The following is a 20,282-nucleotide window of genomic DNA, read 5'->3' on the forward strand; positions in this document are numbered from 1 at the left end:
CGGATATTTAAAAAATCGTGGAACGGATCCCAAGCGCAAACCACATAAAAAATACACGTTCAACGGAGATCAGCATATGAAACTCGACGCACGCGAGGGCGGGCAAATCTTCAGGGATTTAATCAAAAACAACCGGCAGTTCGGACAGCTCGGCCAGGACGTGCCTGACGAAATATCTTCGAGAGAGTTTTCATCACTGATGGGTGAACACTTCAGGCTCAAACAAGACTTGATACTACAGACGACTGCCGCCGGAGCAGTTCTCAGCCATCGGGCCGAGATGGGAAAAATCATTTTCAATGGGACCTGAGAGTTTCAGCGAGCGGCTCACTCATTGGCGGTTGGGGACAGAGCAAGAAATCACGCTGTACGAGGGCAACGACGCCATAAACCTGCGTCGCTACCCGCAGTGTTTTTTGCTCAGCGCCCAACTTACCCAACAGCCACCGCCCACACAAATAGCCATGGAAACATGGCTACGACTGGGTGGGGCAAGCCTGGCGTATTTTCGGGGAGCGCTCTCGGTCGAGCCCTCCACCGGGCAGCTCTGGCTACTTCAATGCGTCTCGCAAGAAGCCAATCCGGCCGCTCTTTTTACCCAACTTGAATCCCTTCTCAATCAGCGCGACACCTGGCGCTCCACGGTCAAGCGGCTGGCCAGAACGCCCAAAAACCTTGGGCCCACTCCGCTGCGTGCGCAGTTTTATTAACTAGAGAACCCTATATGAATAACCCCATTTACAAGCGTTTACGCTTGTCTATCAGCTCGCCCTGTGCGCGATTGAAACACGTCGGCTGGCGTATTCCAGTGGTTCTGACGTGCCTGCTGATGCCTCTGCAAAGCGCCCTTGCCGCGATTCCCTCGGAATGGAAAAACACGGCATATGCCTATGAAACCCAGTACAAGCCTGTACGCGAAGTGCTCGAGGACTTCGCCCAGACCTTCGGCACCCAACTGCAAATCGAAGGCCTGCTGGAGGGCGTGGTCAATGGCAAAATACGCGCTAACACGCCCCAGTCCATGCTCGATAGGCTCGGGGTCGAACACCGCTTCCAGTGGTACCTGTACAACAACACCCTGTACATCAGCACGCTGGATCAACAAGAGTCTGCGCGGCTGGAGGTTTCGTCGGAAACGATCGCAGACCTAAAAAAGGCCCTGACCGATATCGGCCTGCTCGACAGCCGATTTGGCTGGGGTGAATTACCGGACGATGGCGTCGTACTCGTCTCCGGCCCTAAACGCTATATCGAGCAAATCAAACAGTTCAGCAGCCAGCGCAGATCCCCGGATGAAAAACAGAGCGTACTGACTTACCCGCTCAAGTACGCCAACGCGGCCGATCGCACCATTGATTATCGCGGCGAAAAACTGACCATCGCAGGCGTGGCCAGCGTGCTGCGTGGGTTGCTGGAGCCGCGCTCCAACTCCGCAGTCGCCAACGCCACCCAATCTTCCGGCCCTTCTTCACCGCCTGGCTTGATTACACCTAACGTGCCGCGGCTGAACAACCCGCTGCTGGAGCAGATGCTCGCCAACCCCGGGAACGCAGAGGGGCTGTCGACGGGCGCCTCGCTCGGCCCTCGCGCCCCACGCGCTACCAGCCGCATCCGGGTTGAAGCCGACGTGCGCAATAACGCGATTCTGATCTACGACCTGCCTGAGCGCCAAACGATGTACCGCGAGTTGATCACCCAACTCGACGTTGCGCGCAAGCTGGTGGAGATCGACGCCATCATCCTCGACATCGAACGCACAAAGCTGCAAGAGTTTGGGGTTGAATGGGGCTTTCAAAACAGCCGTTGGCGCGGCGGCGTCAATGTGGCACCGGGCACGACCTCGCAGTTGTCGATTGGCAACCCCGGGCGCTTCTACGCCCACATACGTGCCCTGGAAGCCCAAGGGCTGGCAACCCTGGTCTCCAACCCTTCCGTGCTCACCCTGGAAAACCAACCGGCGGTCATCGATTTCAACCGCACGCGGTACCTGAAGGCCGGCAGAAACTACGCAACCATTTTACCCGTGACCGTCGGGACCAGCTTTCAGGTGGTGCCACGGGTGATCACCAGCCGTGGTGGCCACCAGATCCATTTGGTGGTGGATATTGAAGACGGCAATTTCGACGAACTCAACCTACAGCCCGATAACCTCGATGTTCGCCGTGGCAAGGTGAGCACCCAGGCAGTGATGGCGGAAAAACGCTCATTGGTGGTCGGTGGTTTCCATGTCACAGACAACAAGGACAAACACAGCAAGGTGCCACTGCTGGGCGATATTCCGTTGCTGGGCAAGGCATTGTTCTCCTCCACTGAACGACAGAACAGTCGACGCGAGCGCCTGTTCATCCTCACCCCACGGGTCATCGGTGACCAGGCTGACCCTTCGCGTTACTTGCCCCAGGAGGATCAGGCTCAGTTGCAGGCAGCCCTCAAGCCCCTGGCGCGCCGGCAAGCTGCCCATCAGCCGCCCATAAACCGCAGCGATATCACCAGCACCCTGGCGCACCTGGTCAGCGGCGAAGTGCCCGACGGCTTCAAGGCAGGGCCAATGCCCCTGCAGTTGGACACCCTGTGCGCCACGCGCGACCTGTTGGCGCTCAACAGCGAGCGCAGCCAGTGGTACACCGGCCCACAATTCAATGTGGCGGTGGTGGTGGTGCGCAACCAGATCAAACGCAACGTGCGCATCGATGAAAAAGAATGCAGCAACTCACAAACGCTGGCAGTCAGTGTCTGGCCACGCGCCTGGCTTAAGCCGGGTGAAGAAGCTGAAGTGTTTATCGCCATGCGGCCCATCGTGAAAGATGAACACATCGGCACACCCCGCCCTTCCCTCCTCACCGCCCCCTTGAAGACCACGCCATGAAACACGGACTCTTGAGCATTATCATGATCGGCGCAGCAATGATCGCAGCGGGTTGTACGCCAACCTGCAAAGGCGACTCCTGCACGCGTCCGCAATCGAGCAGCGACAAAATGGTGGTCTGGTGGCCGCCAGAGATGCGCGTAGACTCCGGCCCCTCTGGAGAACGGGCAGACTACCAGACCATTTCCCTGGAACGATGAGCCTCACGACACAGCCTGACGATGCGCTGCATCGTCAGGTTTTTTTAGCCGACGTGCGCAGCGGCGTTGCCGCTCACCTGCAGCTCGCCCCCGGTATCCGCCTGTGTACGCTGCAGGCCGGCCCCCACCAGGGGTTGGCTTTGCAGGTTGCGCGCGAAGCGTTGCAAGCCGGGCAGGTTCAACGGGCGCTGGAGCAACGTTTTGAACAAGCCGTGAGGTATGACGGTTGCTTTGTCTATCTCGACGCGCAGGGCAATTTGGTCATCTGGCGCTCGCTACCGGCTCAACACGACGCGCTTGAGAGTGCCATCAGCCGCCTGCTGGCACTGGCCAATCTTGATGCATTGGATGCTTACGCCACGCGTTGATCAGCGCTGTTCCAGCTCTGGCAATTCCAGGGTTTCACGCTTGGCTTCATCATCCAGCTCACGCAAGGTGCGGTAGATCAGCGCGACGGCCTGTAGGGTTTCACGCGGGATACTGGCGCCAAGCTTATTGGTATAGAGCGTACGAGCCAGCCATACACACTGAATGACCGGCACGTCAGCCGCTTTAGCCCTTTTGATCAGGTCACGCGCGTCGGCATCCGTGCCTTTGTCCACCAGCAATGGCAGCGGTGTGGTGCCGGGGCGGTAATACAATGCGACGGCGAAGTGCGTTGGGTTGACCACCAGCATGTCGGACTCTTCGAGCTTGGGCAACTTGACCTTTGGCTCTTCCTGAGCCAATTGCTGCGCCAGCGAACGTCGCTGGCCCTTCACATGGGGGTCGCCCTCCATGTCCTTGTATTCCTTGACGACTTCGACCTGGGTCATGCGCATGCGCTTGGCAAAGAAGTGCTTCTGCAGCGTCAGGTCGATAAGTGCCAGCACCAGCAACAGGCCCAGACACACATGCAGCAGGTAACGAAACAGCTCGATCAGCGCCAGGATATAGGAGGGCAGGTCGCTGTTGGCCAAATTGATCAGGGCCCCAAGGGAGGGACCGATCACCGCATACAACACCACACCTAACAGCACGGCCTTGGCGACCCCCATCAGCAGGTTCATCAGCGATTGCGCGGAGAACATCTGTTTGAGTTGATTAAGGGGGTTGAGACGCTTGAAATCCAACTTCAGGATTTCTGGCGCGAACAGCAAGCCGAACTGCATCCAGCTACTGAGCAGCTTGACGGCGATCGCCACTGAGGCCATCAGCAATGCAAAGGAAAAAAACACCACCATGGCGTCGAGCAACACCTCTTCCAGGGCTGACACAAAGGGTCGGCTGAGGCGCGATATCGGCAGCAGCAGCATTTCCTGAAACCGCTGCAGGCTGCGGTCAGCGGTCCATAGCGCGATCTCGCTGATGGCGGTCAGCACCAAAAGCTTGCCGACATCCTGGCTTTGGGCAACCTGGCCTTTCTTGCGTTGATCACGCAGTTTCTTGGCACTGGCCGGGTGTTTTTTCTCACCGGAATCGCTCATGGCATCACCACTTTGAACATCAGCCCAAGGGCGTGCCTGAGCTCGCCCAGCAGGCTTAAACGGCCGACGATCAGGTCCTGCAACAGCTCAAAATACAACAGTAAAATACCAATACCCGCCAGGCATTTGACCGGTGGCGCCAGCGTACTCACCTGCAACTGCGGGCTATAAAGCCCCAGCAGTGCAATGCCAAACTCCAACAACAGCAGCACCGCGATAAACGGTGCGGCGTAGAGCATCATGTGGGTGAACGTGTCGCCGAGCAGGTTGAGAAATACCCCAAACCCCTGGGCGTGCGGAAGTGGAAACCATACGGTTGGCGGCCAGATCGAGTAACTGTCCCAGATCACTTGCGTGAGCGCCCCAAGCCCCAGGGTGGCCATCAACAAAAAAATCGTCAGTTCCTTGAACAGATGCCCGATGGGTGTTGCATCCGGGCCAAGCGAAGGGTTGAGCTGGCCTCCGGCCAAGGCTCCGCGCTGGTTATCCAGCAGCGCCCCCACCGCCTCGAACATCCAGAACGGCATAGCCAGTAATACGCCCAGCAAGGTCCCCAGGGCCGCCTCCTTGAGCACCAATGCGCTGAGCATCAGCGTAGAGAATTCCTCGTCGGCGAAGGTTGCATAGATGCCCGGTGCAGGCAGCAGCGCCAGTGCCGCCACGATGGTGTGGCGCGGCATGCCACGGATATGTTGAAAACAAAACGCCGCGACCAGAAAGGCACAAGGGTAGATGCGCGCCATGCCGATCAACAGGCTGGGCAGGTAGTCAAGATACTGCAGCACAGGCAAGACCTCAGTTCAGCGCGGAGCGAGAGATCATGTCGAATGTCAGATTGATCAGTTGAATCAACTCCACACCGATCCAGCGCCCCGTCATGACCAGCGTGATCCCCACTGCCACCAGCTTTATGCCAAACGGCAAGGTCTGGTCCTGTACCTGCATCAGCGCCTGTACAAGAGAGGTCAGTACGCCGACCACCACCGCCACAATCAACGGCGGTGCCGACAACACCACGACCAGCAGCATGCCCTGCTTGAACAGCACGATCGGTTCCATACGCCACTCAGAGATAAGAAAAGAAGAGGCTGTCGAGCAGCCGTGACCACCCGGAAACCATCACGAACAACAACAGTTTGAGCGGCAGGGAAATGGTCATCGGCGAGACCATCTGCATGCCCAATGCCAGGAGCAAATTGGAGACAATCAGGTCGATCACAATGAACGGAATGTAGATGAGGAAGCCGATCTCGAACCCCGCCTGCAATTGCGACAGCACAAAGGCAGGCACCAACAGAATCAAGTCTTCTCGCTGAACTTCCTGCGCCATGGCTGCCGGCCACAGGCGCCCGGTGTTCTCCAGCAAGTGCGTCAACACATCCGGATCAATATTGCGCAGCATGAATGCGCGCAACGGTTTGATCGCCTCCCCGCCGGTGTGCAGGGCCATTTGCACACTGCTCAAATCCAGCGGCGATACCTTGACGGTTTCGGCGATCTCGTAACCCACCGGCGCCATGATAAACAGCGTCGCCGCCAGCGCGATGCCATTGATGGCCATGCTCGGTGGTACTTGCTGCACGCCTATCGCGTTGCGGGTGATCATCAGCACAATGACAATCTTCAAGAAGGCCGTACACACAATCAACAGCATGGGCATCAACGACAATGCCCCGAGGAACAGTGCAAGTACAAACGGGTCTATGCCCTGAATACTCATCGAGAAAAAACCACTCGCGTCACCTGCAGGCCCAAGCGCCCATCCACTTCCACCAACTGCCCCTGGCCGATCGGCCGATCACCGTAGTACAGGCCGGCCATTCCCGGCGCATAACCGGTAATACCCAATACCGACCCCTCGACCAGGTTGCGCAGTTCGCCCAGCGTCAAGTTGAGCATTCCACAACGCACGCTTAACGCCATGCTCAAGTCATCGAACGGTTCGTGCCCGAATACTTCCGCCACGGGTTCATCTTCCGGCTCAGCGTAATAGGCTGCTGAAAAGTCCTCGTCCACACTCGTGTCCTCTATAGAATTCAGGGTCAGGCACAGCGGCCCGGTGTCATCGTCAATGCAGCCCCCAGCAGGCTCAACAACGGCCCCGCCTCGGCGAACGCCAACACCCCGAGGGCGGTTTCAAAGCACAACGCCTCGCCGCCAACAGGCGCACGCCCGGGCTCCATCAGCAGCTCACCCGCTTGCCCTGCAACCTGAAACGGCAAACGCAGCCCGCGCCCCAGCCTGCGGCGCGCAGCCACCGTGTCCTGCTTGACCACAGGCAGCGCCAAAAAGGGCACCCTCATCATGAACGGTCACCTGGCAGATAGAACCTGACCGGTTGCCCCAAGGCTTGCGTGCACCGTTCCTGGCATTGCTGCCGCACGCCGCGCAGCCAACGGTTGGTGGCATCGTCCTCTGCGTCCAGTTCAATGGCCCAACTGCTCTGCTCACGATGCACAAGGGCGTTGATCCGCCCCAGGCGCGGCAAGCTCAGCACGAATTGCAGCGGCCACTGTGTACCGGCCTGAATAGGCGCCACGAGTTGCTCGACCAATACATCAGCCCTGGCGGCCTCGACTGAGGCCTTGATATCCAGGCGCGAATGCCCAAAACGCTTCTCTGCAGCACCGCCGGCAAGCAGATGCGCAAACAGTCGCCCTTGTTCCAAGGGAACGTAAGCCCCCACGCCAGGCTCGCGCTCCTCCCGTAGCTCACGCGTGCGGCGATGCTCAGGCGCGGTATTTGAAACCTGTGTCATAGCGAATCCTGAGCGAGCAAATTGGACAGTTCCTGAAGTTTTTCCACCTGGCGCAAACACTCCGTGGCGTGCTTCTGGGCACTGCCCACCTGGATGTCCTGGTCCTTGTGCTGCGCTTGCAGTGCCTGCACCTGGCCTTCGCCGCGCAAGGTGCTGGCCGACAACGAACGCTCTTGTAACCCCCAGGCGTTCAGCGCTTTGAGCGTCAGCACCTGGCCCTGATGCTCGCTGAGCAACTGCGCACTTTGCCGAGCTTCCTCCTGGCGGGTTTGCTCAAGGGCTTGCTGGGCTTGTTGAATATGGGTCTGCAGGGTTTGCCGCGCTCGCTTGGCCTCACGCAAGGCCCGTTCAGCACGGTCGGCCCGATGGCGGCGCAGGCGCCGCAGGGTCTCGATTTCAGCCATCGACACGTCAGAATGGGACATAGGCCGCCAGCTCCTTGAGTTGCTCCAGTGTGGCCGCCATCGGCGAGGGTTCACGCAAGTCCTGGCGCAGGAAACTGTCCACTGCGCTGCGACTGTCTACCGCCAAGTCAGTCAATGCATCGCTACCCGGCTGGTACTCGCCCAGCTTGAGCATCAGTTCGATCTGCTGGTACGCCGATAACAGCCGCCGCAGCGCCGTGCCGGCCTGGATATCCCCAGGCTCGGCCACGTTGCTCAAGATCCTCGAAAGGCTGGCCAATACGTCCACTGCCGGATAGTGCCCACGCTCGGCGAGCTTGCGAGACAGCACGATATGGCCGTCGAGCAGCGAGCGAACTTCATCGGCCACCGGATCGCTCATGGAGTCCTGCTCGATCAGCACCGTGTAGATCGCCGTGATCACACCTTCGCGCGTCAACCCGGCACGCTCGACCAACCGCGGCAACAGGCTGTACACCGAAGGTGGCAAGCCACCACGGCCCAGGGGCTCGCCGGCGGCGAGGCCAATTTCTCGCTGGGCCCTGGCGAACCGTGTGAGGGAATCGATCAAAAGCAACACGCGCTTGCCCTTGCGTCGGAAGCCTTCGGCCAAGGCCGTCGCCGTGAAGGCTGCGCGTGCCCGCTCCATGCTCGAACGATCAGAGGTGGCACACACCAGTACGGCTTTGGCGCGCAGCTGATCATCGAGTTCATGATCAAGAAACTCGCGCAGCTCCCGGCCTCGCTCGCCGATCAGGCCGAACACAATCACGTCACACTCAACGTTGCGGGCTATCTCTGCCAGCAACGTGGTCTTGCCGCAGCCGGCCCCGGCAAACAGGCCGACACGCTGCCCTTCGCCCAGCGTCAACAGGCCATCGATCGAACGCACGCCCGTGGCCAACGCGCGGTTGATTCGCGGCCTATCGGTGGGCAAAGGCGCTTCGCACAAAACGGGGCTGGTGTCCGGCGAGTCGACCAGCGCAAAAGCGCTGGCGCCTTCACCGGTAATCGGCCGCCCAAATCCATCCAGCACCTGGCCCAACAACTTCTCGCTGACCTGTACCTGATGGGATATGCCCAAGCGCTCTACGCTGGCCCCCACACGCACGCCTTCCAGGTTACCCAGCGCACTGAGTACCGCATCCTGCTGGTCGAACCCGATAATTTCGGCGAGCATGTGCTCGCCTTGCTTTTCCACTTGGCACAAGTCGCCTATGCGTGCCTGAGGCAGTCGACATTGCAGTAACATGCCGTTCACACGCTGCACGCGCCCGCGCATCGTCACCGGCGCAAAACCTGCCAGCGTCTGGGTCTGTTGCCGCTGCCATGTGTCGAGGCGCGCCTGCAAGTCCTTAATCACCAGCGCACCTCATAGCGCTGCGCACCCTCGAAAACCACCTTGCTGTTGTCAATCATCACGAGGCGCAAGTCGTCCACTTGGTCGCCCACAAACACTCGGGTGCCATCCTCCAGTACGACGTGACCGTTCGCCCCGCCAATGATCTGAACGATCTTGAATGGCAGCTCATTGTCGTGCGCACGCACACGGCTGAGCACTGGCACCACGCTGTCGAACTGCTCACCAAATCGGTCGAGCATGCGCGTCACCAACGCCAGGTCCTCCTCGGAAACATCGCCGTTGAGCGCAACCTGGCCATTGATCACCTGCAAACTGACCCGCTGGCTCAAATCACGCTCACTGAGCATATTCAGCAACTGCTGGCGCACCTCGAACGGCGAGGCCAGTTCGGTTTTCTGGGGCCCTGTTGGCATCAGTGAGGCCTGCGGATCACGCTCCCCGGTGGAGGCAATGCCCACCACCATGAGGATGACTGCGACCACCAGCACCACGCTGATCAAGCGCTTTTGCTGCGAGGGTCCGAGGGCCGACAACTTCAACGTCTGGGGCGCTTCTTTGGCCATAACCTTGGCTGGCGTTGCCGGCGCGGGTGCTTCGGGCCAAGGCTGATCCGCTACGGCGACATACAGCCGAATGACGCCCACACCAAATTGTTCGCCCAGCGCCAGGTGCGTGATCTGCGCCACCACCTGCCCTTTTGCATCCTGCAACAACCCCGCCTGGGCCTGCACCGACCATGTGGAGCCGACCAGCCGCAACACCGCATGCTGCTCGGCGATCCCTGGATCGCTCAGCACCAAGTCAGCCTCTGCATGAGCACCGATGCTCCACTGCTCACCGAACAGCGGCAGCGCAGCCCCTTGGTGCAGGCCATCGAGAACACGCAGCTCGAACATCATTGGACGCTCCGCTGTGCTGAAACTGGCGCAGTCTTCATGCCGCCGTACCACGCATCAGCTCGGTCTGGCCAAGGTCAAAACGCCCCAACACTTTCACCTTTGAGGTGCTTCCCAATTCGGCAAATGACATCACAGGTACATGGTTGAACTCTTCGAGCAAAAGAGTGCGCAAGGGGCTGCGCAAATCCTGCGCAACCAGCATCACGCTCTTGGTTTTGGGGCGAGTCACAAAGGCTTGGTTGAGCAGGTTGATCAGTGACGCGCTGCTGTCATTATCAAGGGCGAAGAACACCCCGGTCTGGGTCTGGCGCAGCGATTCGCGCAGCACGTTTTCGGTCTGTGGAGACAGCAGCCACGCATGCAGGCCGTCGACCTCACTGTACTGGTGGAAAATCTGCGATTTAAGCGCAATACGCGCGTAGTCCGCCAAAGCGTCCGGCTCTCGTTCATGCTGGCCGTATTCAATCAGCGATTCGACAATCAACCTCACGGCACGCAGCGGTACGCCTTCGCCAGCCAGGCGTTGCAGGACTGCCGAGAAACGCGACAGCGGCATGATTCGCTGTAGTTCCTGCACCAGTTCCGGCTGGTTGTGTTCAAGCCAGCTGAGAATTGACTTACTCTCCTGGATCCCCAGGAACTGGGGGCCGGAGAGCATCATCGCCTGCTTCATGCGCTCGACGATCAGGTTCGTCGAAGTGAAACGCTCAATCGCGGGATCATCAAGCAAAGGATCATCTGGCGCCAACCACACCCAATCCTGCTCATCGCGTTCGGCCAGGCCCGGTATCGCGTGCTCCGGTACCTGCGCCAAGGCTGTACGCTCCACGGCCACTTGGGTAACAACCGAAGCCTTGATCATCGGCACTTCGTGTACGCAGAAGCGCATTTCGTCGTCCGCCAACGAGTCGTCGAGTTCGACTTCGAACGGCGGCAGCGTCAACCCGATATTCGCAACCAGCGCATTTCGGGTTTGACGAAGGCCATGAACCAGATCAACCACCTCGGGCGTTCCACGCAAGACGGGAGAAAACTGCAGGAGATAGGGGCGTGACGGGTCAAACCCGCGCAAATCCTCTTCACCGTTTTCTTCCGGGCGCACGGCCTGCGTGGCCTCGGCCGCTGGAGCCTCTTGCCGTTGACGCTGGCGAGCAAGGTAATAGCCCAGGGAGCCCGTCATCAGTGAGATAAGAATGAATACCAGGGTCGGCATGCCGGGCAACGCCGCAAACGCGAGCATGCCCACCGATGCAATCATCCAGCTCTTGGGTTCGCTGGTCATCTGACGGGCAATTTCCGCGCCCATGTTAGTGACGCCCCGGCGCCCATCCGGCGCAGCGCGGGTGATGATCATGCCGGCCGTCAGCGAGATCAGCAGCGCAGGGATTTGCGCAATCAAACCGTCACCGATGGTCAATACCGAATACAGCGCAATGGATTCGCCGGCGGTCATGCCATGCTGGAACATGCCTGTGGAAAAGCCGCCCAACAGGTTGATCAGCACGATCACCAGACCTGCAACGGCATCGCCCTTGACGAACTTCATGGCGCCGTCCATGGCCCCGAACAGCTGGCTCTCGCGAGACAACTGGTCGCGCTTGTCCCGCGCCTGATTGCCGTCGATCAGTCCTGCACGCAAGTCGCTGTCGATAGACATTTGCTTGCCAGGCATCGCGTCCAGGCTGAAGCGTGCGGCCACTTCAGCAACCCGCTCGGAACCCTTGGTGATCACCAGAAAGTTGACCAGGGTGAGGATCATGAAGATCACCAACCCTACGGCCAGGTTGCCACCCACCACAAAGTTGCCGAACGCCTCGACGATGTCACCGGCGTCCTGCTCCAGCAGGATCAAGCGCGTGGTCGCAATCGACAGTGCCAGGCGAAACATAGTGGTCAGCAACAGAATCGAGGGGAACGACGAAAACGCCAAAGGCCCGGGCAGGTAAAGCGCCAGTACGATCAGCAAGCAGGCAATACAGATGTTGAGCGCGATGAGGATATCCACCAGCCAGGTCGGCAGCGGCACGATGAAGATAAAGACAATGGCCAGTACCACGACAGCACCAAGGACTTCAGCACGTTGTGCGACCTTGAGCAGCCAGTGGTTGATAAACGCCAGCACCGTCACATCAACGCCCTCGGCTCAGCCTGGCCCTTCTCCAGGCGCGTGAACTCATCCATCACGAGCAGGAAGTTATGCAAAGCCTCCTCGCGCCCACGCGAGTCGCGCCATAAGGCCGCAGGCAAACCTTTGATCAAGGGATAGAGCGCATTGAGAGAGGCCAACTGGCGGGCCGCCGCATCCCCAGCCAAGTCATCCGCCAGCAGTTGAACCTCGGAGGGGGCAATGCCATTGCCGGCATAACCCAATAGACGCTGCAACAGGTCAACGGCGTCGTGTTCAACGTTCAGACGCTGAACCAGGTCTTGGCAATTGGACAGCACCCCGCCCAATTGACCACAACTCTGTAACCCCAACAAAAGCGTGCGCAATTTGGCGGTAGGAATCGACGAGACGTACGCCGCAATATCATCCGCCAGCGCCCGGCGCATGAGATTGAGCCCGACCTCAAACTGCTCGCCACCGTACTCTTTCAAAAGCGCCTGCATCATGCTGGCCAGGGATTGACGCACTACCACATTGGCATAGTAGAGCGTACGTATTGCCTGGCATTGCGCAGGATCATCACTGCCTGACTGCAGGGCCAGGGCAATATTGAGGCCCGCCTGGATCTCCCTCTTGTACTGAATCTCCAGCTTGGCCAGCGCAGCACGTGCCAGCGCTGCCTCGCTTTTGATTTGCGCGTCACGCGTCGACGCTGCCTGGGTCTGGCGCACGAGCGCTTCGGCTTGCGCCGTCAGCTGACGAAGCACGACATAGGTACGTGCAGGGTCCCCACCCGTAAGTTCGACTAACTTTTCGAGACTCTGCTGGCGCTCCAGATACTGCCTGGCCACGATGACCATCTTTGCCAGGCTTTTCTGGGCGGGATGGCCGAGTCGATCATAGAGCTGCGCGAGTTGCTCGACAGGTGTGACAGGCCCGCTAATGGCGCGTCGGGGTTAACGCGGTGCTGTGAGCGGCGACTTCCTGGCTGAAAATGCCGGCGAGCGCATCCAAAGCTGGCGCAGCATCCGGCGATCGGGCCGGAGCGACCTTTTCGGAAACGGACGGCTCCAAGCGCTGGATTCTGTGCAGATCGGGGTTGAATTCGACTTTCATGGGCAGGCCAGGACAGGGAGTTTGTGTCTCTATGTGGCAACCCCGTGCCATACAGTTCCATCAAAACCACAAACACTCTTTGCTTTGAAAATACCCGCACAAAACCACCTGCCGTTTTGCAATTACCTGCGCAAAATCACACTATTTCAATATATTTACATATACAAATCAGCAAGTTAAGCGATTTTTTCACTTGGCACAGCCAGTGCAAAAGGGGTTCCCGTCGAACTTATTTCGATAGCGTCTACCCTGAGGAAAAAATCGTGAATATCCCTATTGAAGCTTTAGCGCAGCTCGTTGGCGACTCGCCTCAATTCATGCTCCAACTGACGGACGACCAGCAGAAAAAACTCCGGCGTTTTATTCATAAACGCGTACTCAACCCCGAGGACGCCGACGACATCCTGCAATTGACCTACCTGGAGGCTTGGCGCAACCGAGAGCGGTTCAGTGGCCAGGCCACCCTCAGTACCTGGATGTGCGGCATTGCGCAAAACCTGGTCCGCAACCATTTCCGGCGCCTGTATGCCAAACCGGTGCATTGCGAATTCGATGAATCGCTGTGGCATGGCCAAGAGGAAAACAAGAATCTTGATTGGGAATTCGAGATCAACCGCCGACTGGAAAATACCTTGAGCGCCATCGATCACTTACCGGCGGAAATGCGCAAGACGCTCTACGCTTCGTTGGAAACCGATGGTAGTTACCAAGACACCGCCGACGTGCTGGACATCCCTATCGGTACCGTTCGCTCACGCCTTTCACGGGCGCGCGAACACTTGAAACGCGTCACGCACAACCCGTCGCAACAGTAAGCCGGCCCTGGGGGGCAAGCGTTGGGCGGCAGGGATACCTGCCCAACCGAATTACGCTTTACCGTGCGCCGTAACAGGGTCACAAGCCTCGCCAAATGGCACCTTGGAGATCATCGTCAAATGGCCTGCAGCGCCACACCCTTGCGATCACGCATTCAATACAGTCGGCAGAACACCACAAAGCCCATATGTGAGCGGGCTTGAACGCGAAAGCGGTGCGCCAGTCAACACATGCATCAACTGACAACCTGCTTTCGCGAGCAAACCCCGCCTTGGATCTTCGTGGCTGAAATACCCGTATTCGCCACACCACTCGTCGCCGTTTGGCCTTATTCTGTTTAAACAGTTGAAAGCGTAGGTAAATTTTTAAAATAAACGCTTGACGCATATGCGTTCTACGCGAATAATGCGCGCCACTTGGCTACGTAGCTCAGTTGGTTAGAGCATAGCATTCATAATGCTGGGGTCCGGGGTTCAAGTCCCTGCGTAGCCACCAAGTACTAAAAACGGCTTACCGAAAGGTAGGCCGTTTTTTTATGCCTGCAGAAAAGTCCCTCAGGCATACTCGCCCCCAACCACAAGGAGGCGATACGTGAACCCCCTCTTCCCCATCCATGGCATCACCACCGAACGGCTGACGCTGCACGCCGCCCACCCGCGTCACGCCCAGGCCTTGCAAGCGCACCTGGTGCAAAACCGCGCCTACCTTCAACCCTGGGAGCCGGTTCGCGATGATGGCTTCTTCGAACTCAGCGCCATTACCCAGCGCCTCGAAGCCATGGCCGAGAAAACCGCCAACGGTGAAGCCTTGCATCTGCTGATACTGCGCGACCACCGGATAATCGGCAGCTGCAACTTCAACAACATCGTGCGCGGCGCGTTCCAGGCCTGCCATTTGGGCTACGCACTGGATGAAACGGCCCAAGGCCAAGGGTTGATGCACGAAGCGCTGAACGCTGCAATTGCCTATGTGTTTGCCGAGATGAAACTGCACCGCATCATGGCCAATTACCGGCCGCAAAATGAGCGCAGCGCACGCCTGCTCAAACGGTTGGGCTTTGAGCGTGAGGGGCACGCGCGGGCTTACCTGAAGATCAATGGGGTGTGGGCGGACCATGTATTGACGTCGCTGATCAACCCCGTGAACGGTGACGCATGAGCCTCAGCGTTTTCGCCATCATCATGCTGGGCGCCGCCCTTCACGCCACCTGGAATGCGGTGGTCAAAGGCGGCGTCGACAAGCTGCTGACCACCTGCATGATCGCCTCCGCCGCTTCTTTGATTGCGCTGGCGGCCGTCCCGTTTCTGGCGCTGCCGGCCAGAGAAAGCTGGCCCTTCATCGGCGCATCGGTGGTTTTGCAGGTGCTGTATTTCGTGCTGGTGGCCTCGACCTACCGCATTGCCGACATGAGCCAGACCTATCCGATCATGCGTGGCACCGCGCCGCTGCTGGTGGCGCTGGTCAGTGTGCTGGTGTTGCACGAGCCACTCTCGGCGTTTGCCTGGCTTGGCATTGGCGTGATCTGCCTGGGTATCTTGAGTATGGCCGCAGCGCCCTCGGCCGGGCATAACAAAGGGCTGATGCTGGCGCTGATAAACGCCCTGGTGATAGCTGGCTATACGCTGGTCGATGGCCTTGGGGTGCGCAAGTCCGGCGCACCCGCGGCTTACACGCTGTGGATATTCTTGCTGACGGGCATCCCGCTTGCCGCGTGGGCTTTAGCCGCCCGGCGTGCAGCGTTCTGTCACTACGTCGTCCATCACTGGCGACTTGGCGCCGTCGGGGGCGCAGGCACTGTGGCGTCATACGGCCTGGCGCTATGGGCGATGACACACGCACCTATCGCCACCGTCTCGGCCCTGCGCGAAACCTCGATCCTGTTTGGCGTGGTGATCTCGGCCTGGGTGCTCAAAGAACAGCTCACACGCGTGCGCATGATTGCCGCCTGCATCATTGCCGCCGGCGCGATGGTGTTGCGCCTGGGCTGACCAGGACACATGCGCACAAAAAAACTGAGGATCTGTACTTTGACGCTCCACGTAACCCACTGCTAGTGTCCTGCCTCCCAATATGGAGTGCCTGCGATGAAACTGGACATCTATCAAGTCGACGCGTTCAGCCAACAGGTGTTCGGTGGTAACCCCGCGGCCGTGTGCCCGCTGACCGAGTGGTTGCCCACCGAGCAACTGCACCACATCGCCGCCGAAAACAACCTTTCGGAAACGGCCTTTTTCGTGCCCCGTGGCGAGGTCTATGAGTTGCGCTGGCTCACCCCCGAAGTCGAAGTGGACCTGTGTGGCCATGCGACGTTGGCTGCCGCCTGGGTGTTGATCCACAAGCTGCCGAATGCGCCTGAAGTCTTGCGCTTTGCCACCCGCAGCGGTGAGCTTCGCGTGACGCGCAATGGCGACGAACTGGCGATGGACTTCCCGGCCAAACAGCCCGAGCGTTGCGAGCCGCCAGCCGGTATGTTGAGCGCGCTGGGGCTCGAACACGCCGAGGTGTATGCCACTGATGACTATATCGTTGTCGTTGATGACGAAGCCCAGGTCGCGGCACTCGCGCCAGATTTTGCACGCCTCAAGGGCCTGCCCAAACGCGGGATAGCGGTGACAGCCAAAAGCACACGCTTTGATTTTATTTCCCGTTGGTTTGGCCCGAACGTGGGTGTCAATGAAGACCCGGTCACCGGCTCGGCCCACACCTCGCTGGCACCGTTCTGGGCCGAGCGCCTGGGTAAGTCGCAGTTGAGCGCCGAACAGGGCGGCAAGCGCCGTGGGCAACTGCGGTGTGAACTCAATGGTGACCGCGTGATCATTTCAGGCCATGCAGCACTCTACCTGCAAGGCACGATTTACCTGTAAAAAGGACCACCCAAGGACAACAGATCATTCTCAAAATGAACGGAGTTCAGCGCGTGTTTTCGATTTCCCGCCGTCAACTGTCGATGATTGCAGCAGCGCTCGCGCTGGCCGGCTGTCACACCCCCGTCAACGAACAGCCTCCGGCACCGGAATTGGGCTCGGGTTACCGCACCGACCTCACCACCCGCCACGCCGAACGCCATATGGCCGCCGCCGCCAACCCGCTGGCGGCTGAAGCCGGGCGCGAGATGTTGCGCCAGGGCGGTTCGGCGATTGATGCGGCGATTGCGATGCAGGCAGTGCTGACCCTGGTGGAGCCGCAGTCTTCCGGCATCGGCGGTGGCGCGTTCATCATGCTGTGGGATGGCAAAAACGTGCACGCCTATGACGGCCGTGAAACAGCACCGGCCGGCGCGACTGAGCGGTTGTTCCTGAAGGCCGACGGCACACCGATGGCGTTTCCCGACGCGCAGATTGGCGGGCGCTCGGTCGGCACGCCGGGGGTTTTACGCGCACTGCAGATGGCGCACCAGAAGACCGGGCACCTGCAATGGGCCAAGCTGTTTGAACCGGCGATTCGGCTGTCGGAGCAAGGCTTTGCGATTTCCCCACGCTTGCACGCGCTGATTGCTGCCGACCGCTACATTCCCCAGTCGCCGGAAATGGCGGCCTACTTTCTGAACGCCGACGGCTCGCCTAAAGCCACCGGTACGCTGCTGAAAAACCCGGCGCTGGCTGCTGTGTTCAAGCGCATCGCCAAGGAAGGGCCAGACGCGCTGTACCAAGGGCCGATTGCCGATGAAATCGCGCGCAAGGTCCAGGGCAATCGCAATGCGGGCAGTCTCTCGCAGGCCGACCTTCGAGGCTACACCGCCAAGGAACGCACGCCGCTGTGCACCGATTACAAGCAATACCGGGTGTGCGGCATGCCGCCGCCTTCGTCGGGCGGGATAGCCGTGGCGCAGATCCTCGGCACCTTGCAGGCGGTGGAGGCCCGAGACCCGCGCCTGGCCATCGCGCCGATGAAACCGGTGAAGAGTGCATCGCCTGCGGGCCTTGAGCCTACGCCCGAAGCCGTGCACCTGATCGCCGAAGCGGGCCGCCTGGCTTTTGCCGACCGCGCGCTGTATGTGGCCGACTCGGACTTCACCCCGGTACCGGTCGCGGGCCTTGTCGCACCCAACTACCTGGCACAGCGCGCCACCCTGATCGGCGAACGCAGCATGGGCATTGCCAAGCCGGGCACGCCGGCGGGCATCCAGGTGGCCTACGCGCCGGACCGCTCGCCGCTGCGCATCTCCACCTCGCAAGTGGTGGCGGTGGATGACCAGGGCGGCGCGGTGTCGATGACCACCACGGTGGAGGCGGCGTTCGGCTCCCACGTGATGGTTCAGGGCTTTTTGCTCAACAACCAGATGACCGACTTTTCGTTTATCCCGCAAGAAAACGGCCAGCCGGTGGCCAATCGCGTTGAGCCCGGCAAACGCCCGCGCTCGGCCATGGCCCCGACCCTGGTGTTCGACCGCCAGAGCGGCGAGCTGCTGGCGACGGTGGGCTCTCCGGGCGGTTCGCAAATCATCGAGTACGTGAGCAAATCCCTGGTGGCGATGCTCGACTGGAACCTCGACCCGCAAGCCGCCATCAGCCTGCCCAACTTCGGCAGCCGCAATGGCGCGACCGAGTTGGAGACCGGCCTGTTCAGCCCGGCGTTGAAACAGGCGCTGCGCGACAAGGGCCACTCGTTGAGCGAAATCGATATGACCAGCGGCATCCAGGCCATTGTTCGCACGCGCGATGCTCAAGGCAAGGTTACCCTGAGCGGCGGCGCCGACCCTCGGCGCGAAGGCGAAGCGGTCGGCGACTGAATGTTCTACGAACGGAGAGAGTGCCGTGCAACAGGCTGATAATCTCGGCGCCCTCCCCGGCGTCGACCATGGTTTTTGTACAATCAATGATCCAGCGCGCCCGGACGCAGTGTTCATCTGCAAGCAGGTGCACAGTGCCACGGTGATTGAATGGCAGGCGGCCCTGCAGGCCAACAGCGTCGCGGCAGATGGCGTGTTCACGTGCGAGCATCAGCCGATTGCAGTGATCACGGCCGATTGCCTGCCCATTCTCATCGCGGCTGAAGACGGTGCGAGGGTCGCCGCGGTGCATGGCGGTTGGAAGGGGTTGCAGGGTGGGATCATCGCCAATGCCGTGCAGCAATTTGCCGACGAAGGCATCGCCGTGGAGCAGTTGCAGGTGGCTATCGGACCGTCGATCAAACCGTGCTGCTATGAAGTGAGCGAGGACTTTATTGCGCAGCTTCAGGCGGACCAAGGCCACCTTTGGCGTGACGGTCAGGCGCCGTGGAACTTCGTACAACCGGCACCATTGCTGCCCCCCGAAATTGCCCCGCCCTATGCCAGGCAAACCGCAAGTGCCTGGTTCGATTTGAGCGGCTACGGCGTGATGTTGCTGCAAGCGGCAGGATTTAAGCGTGAGCAGATCGAAGTCAGTGAAGTGTGTACGTATTGCACTTGCGCCAGCTTCGCCAGCTATCGCAGGCGCACGCATCACCCTGAAGAAGCGAAGACGTTGATCTATTCGTGGATTGCTCGCACAGGCAGGTGAAAGAGAACCTACAACCTCTATTCTCATATCCCGCTCAAGGGGTAGTACGCAAAGTGCCATGTCATTTTTTGCGGTAAAAAGCCCCTTGAGCAGACTCCCCTCTCCTGCGATTTTCTGGCCCGCCCCTTCTTGCCAGAGGCTACGTCAAAGACGTAGTATTTCGCGTGTTAACGATCATAGAATCTCCGATCTTCAGCAAGCTATGGCCCGACTATTGGACCGAAGAGGAAAGAGGCGTTTTCATGGCTTTTCTAGCCAGCCATCCTGAAGTCGGAGCTGTTGTGCCTAGTTCGGGTGGCTGCCGAAAGATTCGTTGGAGCCAGGACGGCCGTGGAAAAAGTGGATCGGTGCGAATCATCTACACCACACAACTGGCTTGCGGAGCTCTGGTAGCTCTACTGATTTACGGAAAAGGCGCTACCGAGAATATTCCAGCGCACATCCTGTACAAAATCGCGAAGGAAATGAACCATGCCACTCACTGAAAAACAACTGAAGGAACGTGACGCCAAACGCAATATTGGCGAAGAGTTGCTGGCGGCCATTCAGGATGTAAAAGCGGGACACCACGGCGCCATACAACAAGTTGAAACTACCCAAGCAGCAGAGGCAAGGAGTAAGACAGGACTGTCGCAACCCAAATTTGCCGAGCTTTTGGGGGTTTCGGTAAGAACGCTTCAAGAGTGGGAACAAGGCCGCCGCTCCCCCTCTGGCGCGGCGCGCTCGCTGTTGCACATTGCAACCATAAGACCAGACGTGTTTCGCGAGGTGCTCAGTAACGCTTGATGGCGTTACTGGCCCGCTATC

At 59.5% G+C, this 20,282-nt stretch carries 22 protein-coding genes, 1 tRNA gene and 2 pseudogenes; 14 read left to right on the forward strand and 11 right to left on the reverse strand.

Annotated elements, in window-relative coordinates:
• The first annotated feature begins 76 nt into the window (after positions 1-76).
• From QF043_RS24990 to QF043_RS25010, 5 genes are read left to right on the forward strand one after another with little or no spacing between them, the layout of a single operon-like run.
• Positions 77-310: a hypothetical protein gene (locus tag QF043_RS24990; RefSeq protein WP_305457595.1), complete on the forward strand. Its 234-nt coding sequence runs from the start codon at positions 77-79 to the stop codon at positions 308-310.
• Positions 300-710: a type III secretion protein gene (locus tag QF043_RS24995; protein WP_307420547.1), complete on the forward strand. Its 411-nt coding sequence runs from the start codon at positions 300-302 to the stop codon at positions 708-710. The genes QF043_RS24990 and QF043_RS24995 overlap by 11 nt, the downstream gene beginning before the upstream one ends.
• Before the next feature lie 14 nt (positions 711-724).
• Positions 725-2,866, forward strand: coding sequence for a type III secretion system outer membrane ring subunit SctC (sctC, locus tag QF043_RS25000; protein WP_307420548.1), 2,142 nt, complete (start codon positions 725-727; stop codon positions 2,864-2,866).
• Positions 2,863-3,066 (forward strand): HrpT family type III secretion system protein, encoded by a 204-nt coding sequence (gene hrpT, locus QF043_RS25005; RefSeq protein ID WP_305457591.1) that lies wholly within the window; start codon positions 2,863-2,865, stop codon positions 3,064-3,066. Before sctC ends, hrpT begins: the two co-directional genes overlap by 4 nt.
• Positions 3,063-3,434 carry a transcriptional regulator gene (locus QF043_RS25010; protein WP_307420550.1) on the forward strand — a complete coding sequence of 124 codons (372 nt, stop codon included), beginning with the start codon at positions 3,063-3,065 and terminating at the stop codon, positions 3,432-3,434. The genes hrpT and QF043_RS25010 overlap by 4 nt, the downstream gene beginning before the upstream one ends.
• Here the strand turns inward: QF043_RS25010 and sctU are convergent, their stop codons facing one another.
• The 11 genes and pseudogenes from sctU to QF043_RS25065 all read right to left on the reverse strand — a co-directional run bounded on the left by sctU (position 3,435) and on the right by QF043_RS25065 (position 13,179).
• On the reverse strand, positions 3,435-4,532 hold the full coding sequence (gene sctU, locus QF043_RS25015; RefSeq protein WP_307420552.1) for a type III secretion system export apparatus subunit SctU: 1,098 nt from the start codon (positions 4,530-4,532) through the stop codon (positions 3,435-3,437).
• Complete coding sequence (sctT, locus tag QF043_RS25020; RefSeq protein ID WP_307420554.1) at positions 4,529-5,317, reverse strand: type III secretion system export apparatus subunit SctT; 789 nt, start codon at positions 5,315-5,317, stop codon at positions 4,529-4,531. The genes sctU and sctT overlap by 4 nt, the downstream gene beginning before the upstream one ends.
• 10 nt (positions 5,318-5,327) lie before the next feature.
• The gene (gene sctS, locus QF043_RS25025) at positions 5,328-5,591 is read right to left on the reverse strand and encodes a type III secretion system export apparatus subunit SctS (RefSeq protein WP_138816950.1); all 264 of its coding nucleotides are present in this window, start codon (positions 5,589-5,591) and stop codon (positions 5,328-5,330) included.
• A 7-nt stretch (positions 5,592-5,598) separates the two neighbouring features.
• On the reverse strand, positions 5,599-6,252 hold the full coding sequence (sctR, locus tag QF043_RS25030; protein WP_138816951.1) for a type III secretion system export apparatus subunit SctR: 654 nt from the start codon (positions 6,250-6,252) through the stop codon (positions 5,599-5,601).
• Positions 6,249-6,835 (reverse strand): annotated as a pseudogene (locus tag QF043_RS25035) (FliM/FliN family flagellar motor switch protein). The gene sctR and the pseudogene QF043_RS25035 overlap by 4 nt, the downstream one beginning before the upstream one ends.
• Complete coding sequence (locus tag QF043_RS25040; RefSeq protein WP_307420555.1) at positions 6,835-7,290, reverse strand: type III secretion system HrpP C-terminal domain-containing protein; 456 nt, start codon at positions 7,288-7,290, stop codon at positions 6,835-6,837. Before QF043_RS25040 ends, QF043_RS25035 begins: the two are co-directional and overlap by 1 nt.
• Positions 7,287-7,715 carry a YscO family type III secretion system apparatus protein gene (locus QF043_RS25045; protein WP_307420556.1) on the reverse strand — a complete coding sequence of 143 codons (429 nt, stop codon included), beginning with the start codon at positions 7,713-7,715 and terminating at the stop codon, positions 7,287-7,289. The genes QF043_RS25040 and QF043_RS25045 overlap by 4 nt, the downstream gene beginning before the upstream one ends.
• Positions 7,702-9,057 carry a FliI/YscN family ATPase gene (locus QF043_RS25050; RefSeq protein WP_307420557.1) on the reverse strand — a complete coding sequence of 452 codons (1,356 nt, stop codon included), beginning with the start codon at positions 9,055-9,057 and terminating at the stop codon, positions 7,702-7,704. The genes QF043_RS25045 and QF043_RS25050 overlap by 14 nt, the downstream gene beginning before the upstream one ends.
• Entirely contained in the window at positions 9,054-9,953 is a 900-nt protein-coding gene (locus QF043_RS25055) for an FHA domain-containing protein (protein ID WP_307421518.1), read from the reverse strand. The genes QF043_RS25050 and QF043_RS25055 overlap by 4 nt, the downstream gene beginning before the upstream one ends.
• A gap of 37 nt (positions 9,954-9,990) precedes the next feature.
• Positions 9,991-12,084, reverse strand: coding sequence for a type III secretion system export apparatus subunit SctV (gene sctV, locus QF043_RS25060; RefSeq protein ID WP_307420558.1), 2,094 nt, complete (start codon positions 12,082-12,084; stop codon positions 9,991-9,993).
• Positions 12,081-13,179, reverse strand: a pseudogene (locus QF043_RS25065) (TyeA family type III secretion system gatekeeper subunit). Before QF043_RS25065 ends, sctV begins: the two are co-directional and overlap by 4 nt.
• A gap of 263 nt (positions 13,180-13,442) precedes the next feature.
• Here QF043_RS25065 and QF043_RS25075 point away from each other — a divergent pair.
• The 9 genes from QF043_RS25075 (at position 13,443) to QF043_RS25115 (ending at position 20,261) form a co-directional block, all read left to right on the forward strand.
• A complete protein-coding gene (locus QF043_RS25075) occupies positions 13,443-13,994 on the forward strand; it encodes an RNA polymerase sigma factor (RefSeq protein ID WP_307420561.1) in 552 nt (183 codons plus the stop codon).
• A 419-nt stretch (positions 13,995-14,413) separates the two neighbouring features.
• Positions 14,414-14,490: transfer RNA gene (locus QF043_RS25080), tRNA-Met, on the forward strand.
• 96 nt (positions 14,491-14,586) lie between these two features.
• On the forward strand, positions 14,587-15,153 hold the full coding sequence (rimJ, locus tag QF043_RS25085; protein WP_307420562.1) for a ribosomal protein S5-alanine N-acetyltransferase: 567 nt from the start codon (positions 14,587-14,589) through the stop codon (positions 15,151-15,153).
• Positions 15,150-15,983 carry an EamA family transporter gene (locus QF043_RS25090; protein ID WP_307420563.1) on the forward strand — a complete coding sequence of 278 codons (834 nt, stop codon included), beginning with the start codon at positions 15,150-15,152 and terminating at the stop codon, positions 15,981-15,983. The genes rimJ and QF043_RS25090 overlap by 4 nt, the downstream gene beginning before the upstream one ends.
• A 96-nt stretch (positions 15,984-16,079) precedes the next feature.
• A complete protein-coding gene (locus QF043_RS25095; RefSeq protein WP_307420564.1) occupies positions 16,080-16,859 on the forward strand; it encodes a PhzF family phenazine biosynthesis protein in 780 nt (259 codons plus the stop codon).
• A gap of 35 nt (positions 16,860-16,894) precedes the next feature.
• The gene (gene ggt / locus QF043_RS25100; RefSeq protein WP_307420565.1) at positions 16,895-18,724 is read left to right on the forward strand and encodes a gamma-glutamyltransferase; all 1,830 of its coding nucleotides are present in this window, start codon (positions 16,895-16,897) and stop codon (positions 18,722-18,724) included.
• 25 nt (positions 18,725-18,749) lie between these two features.
• Positions 18,750-19,475: a polyphenol oxidase family protein gene (locus QF043_RS25105; RefSeq protein ID WP_307420566.1), complete on the forward strand. Its 726-nt coding sequence runs from the start codon at positions 18,750-18,752 to the stop codon at positions 19,473-19,475.
• A 242-nt stretch (positions 19,476-19,717) separates the two neighbouring features.
• Entirely contained in the window at positions 19,718-19,960 is a 243-nt protein-coding gene (locus tag QF043_RS25110) for a hypothetical protein (RefSeq protein WP_307420567.1), read from the forward strand.
• Positions 19,947-20,261 (forward strand): DNA-binding transcriptional regulator, encoded by a 315-nt coding sequence (locus QF043_RS25115; RefSeq protein WP_307420568.1) that lies wholly within the window; start codon positions 19,947-19,949, stop codon positions 20,259-20,261. Before QF043_RS25110 ends, QF043_RS25115 begins: the two co-directional genes overlap by 14 nt.
• The last annotated feature ends 21 nt before the right edge of the window (positions 20,262-20,282 follow it).

This window comes from Pseudomonas sp. W3I7, assembly GCF_030816095.1.
Classification (GTDB): Bacteria; Pseudomonadota; Gammaproteobacteria; order Pseudomonadales; family Pseudomonadaceae; genus Aquipseudomonas; species Aquipseudomonas salomonii.

Excerpts from the sequence above, each read along its gene's own strand:
- QF043_RS24990 (WP_305457595.1), top strand. The coding sequence starts at position 77 with ATGAAACTCGACGCACGCGAGGGCGGGCAAATCTTCAGGGATTTAATC.
- QF043_RS24995 (WP_307420547.1), top strand. The coding sequence starts at position 300 with ATGGGACCTGAGAGTTTCAGCGAGCGGCTCACTCATTGGCGGTTGGGG.
- sctC (WP_307420548.1), top strand. The coding sequence starts at position 725 with ATGAATAACCCCATTTACAAGCGTTTACGCTTGTCTATCAGCTCGCCC.
- hrpT (WP_305457591.1), top strand. The coding sequence starts at position 2,863 with ATGAAACACGGACTCTTGAGCATTATCATGATCGGCGCAGCAATGATC.
- QF043_RS25010 (WP_307420550.1), top strand. The coding sequence starts at position 3,063 with ATGAGCCTCACGACACAGCCTGACGATGCGCTGCATCGTCAGGTTTTT.
- sctU (WP_307420552.1), bottom strand. The coding sequence starts at position 4,532 with ATGAGCGATTCCGGTGAGAAAAAACACCCGGCCAGTGCCAAGAAACTG.
- sctS (WP_138816950.1), bottom strand. The coding sequence starts at position 5,591 with ATGGAACCGATCGTGCTGTTCAAGCAGGGCATGCTGCTGGTCGTGGTG.
- sctR (WP_138816951.1), bottom strand. The coding sequence starts at position 6,252 with ATGAGTATTCAGGGCATAGACCCGTTTGTACTTGCACTGTTCCTCGGG.
- QF043_RS25040 (WP_307420555.1), bottom strand. The coding sequence starts at position 7,290 with ATGACACAGGTTTCAAATACCGCGCCTGAGCATCGCCGCACGCGTGAG.
- QF043_RS25045 (WP_307420556.1), bottom strand. The coding sequence starts at position 7,715 with ATGTCCCATTCTGACGTGTCGATGGCTGAAATCGAGACCCTGCGGCGC.
- QF043_RS25055 (WP_307421518.1), bottom strand. The coding sequence starts at position 9,953 with ATGTTCGAGCTGCGTGTTCTCGATGGCCTGCACCAAGGGGCTGCGCTG.
- QF043_RS25090 (WP_307420563.1), top strand. The coding sequence starts at position 15,150 with ATGAGCCTCAGCGTTTTCGCCATCATCATGCTGGGCGCCGCCCTTCAC.
- QF043_RS25095 (WP_307420564.1), top strand. The coding sequence starts at position 16,080 with ATGAAACTGGACATCTATCAAGTCGACGCGTTCAGCCAACAGGTGTTC.
- ggt (WP_307420565.1), top strand. The coding sequence starts at position 16,895 with ATGAACGGAGTTCAGCGCGTGTTTTCGATTTCCCGCCGTCAACTGTCG.
- QF043_RS25110 (WP_307420567.1), top strand. The coding sequence starts at position 19,718 with ATGGCTTTTCTAGCCAGCCATCCTGAAGTCGGAGCTGTTGTGCCTAGT.
- QF043_RS25115 (WP_307420568.1), top strand. The coding sequence starts at position 19,947 with ATGCCACTCACTGAAAAACAACTGAAGGAACGTGACGCCAAACGCAAT.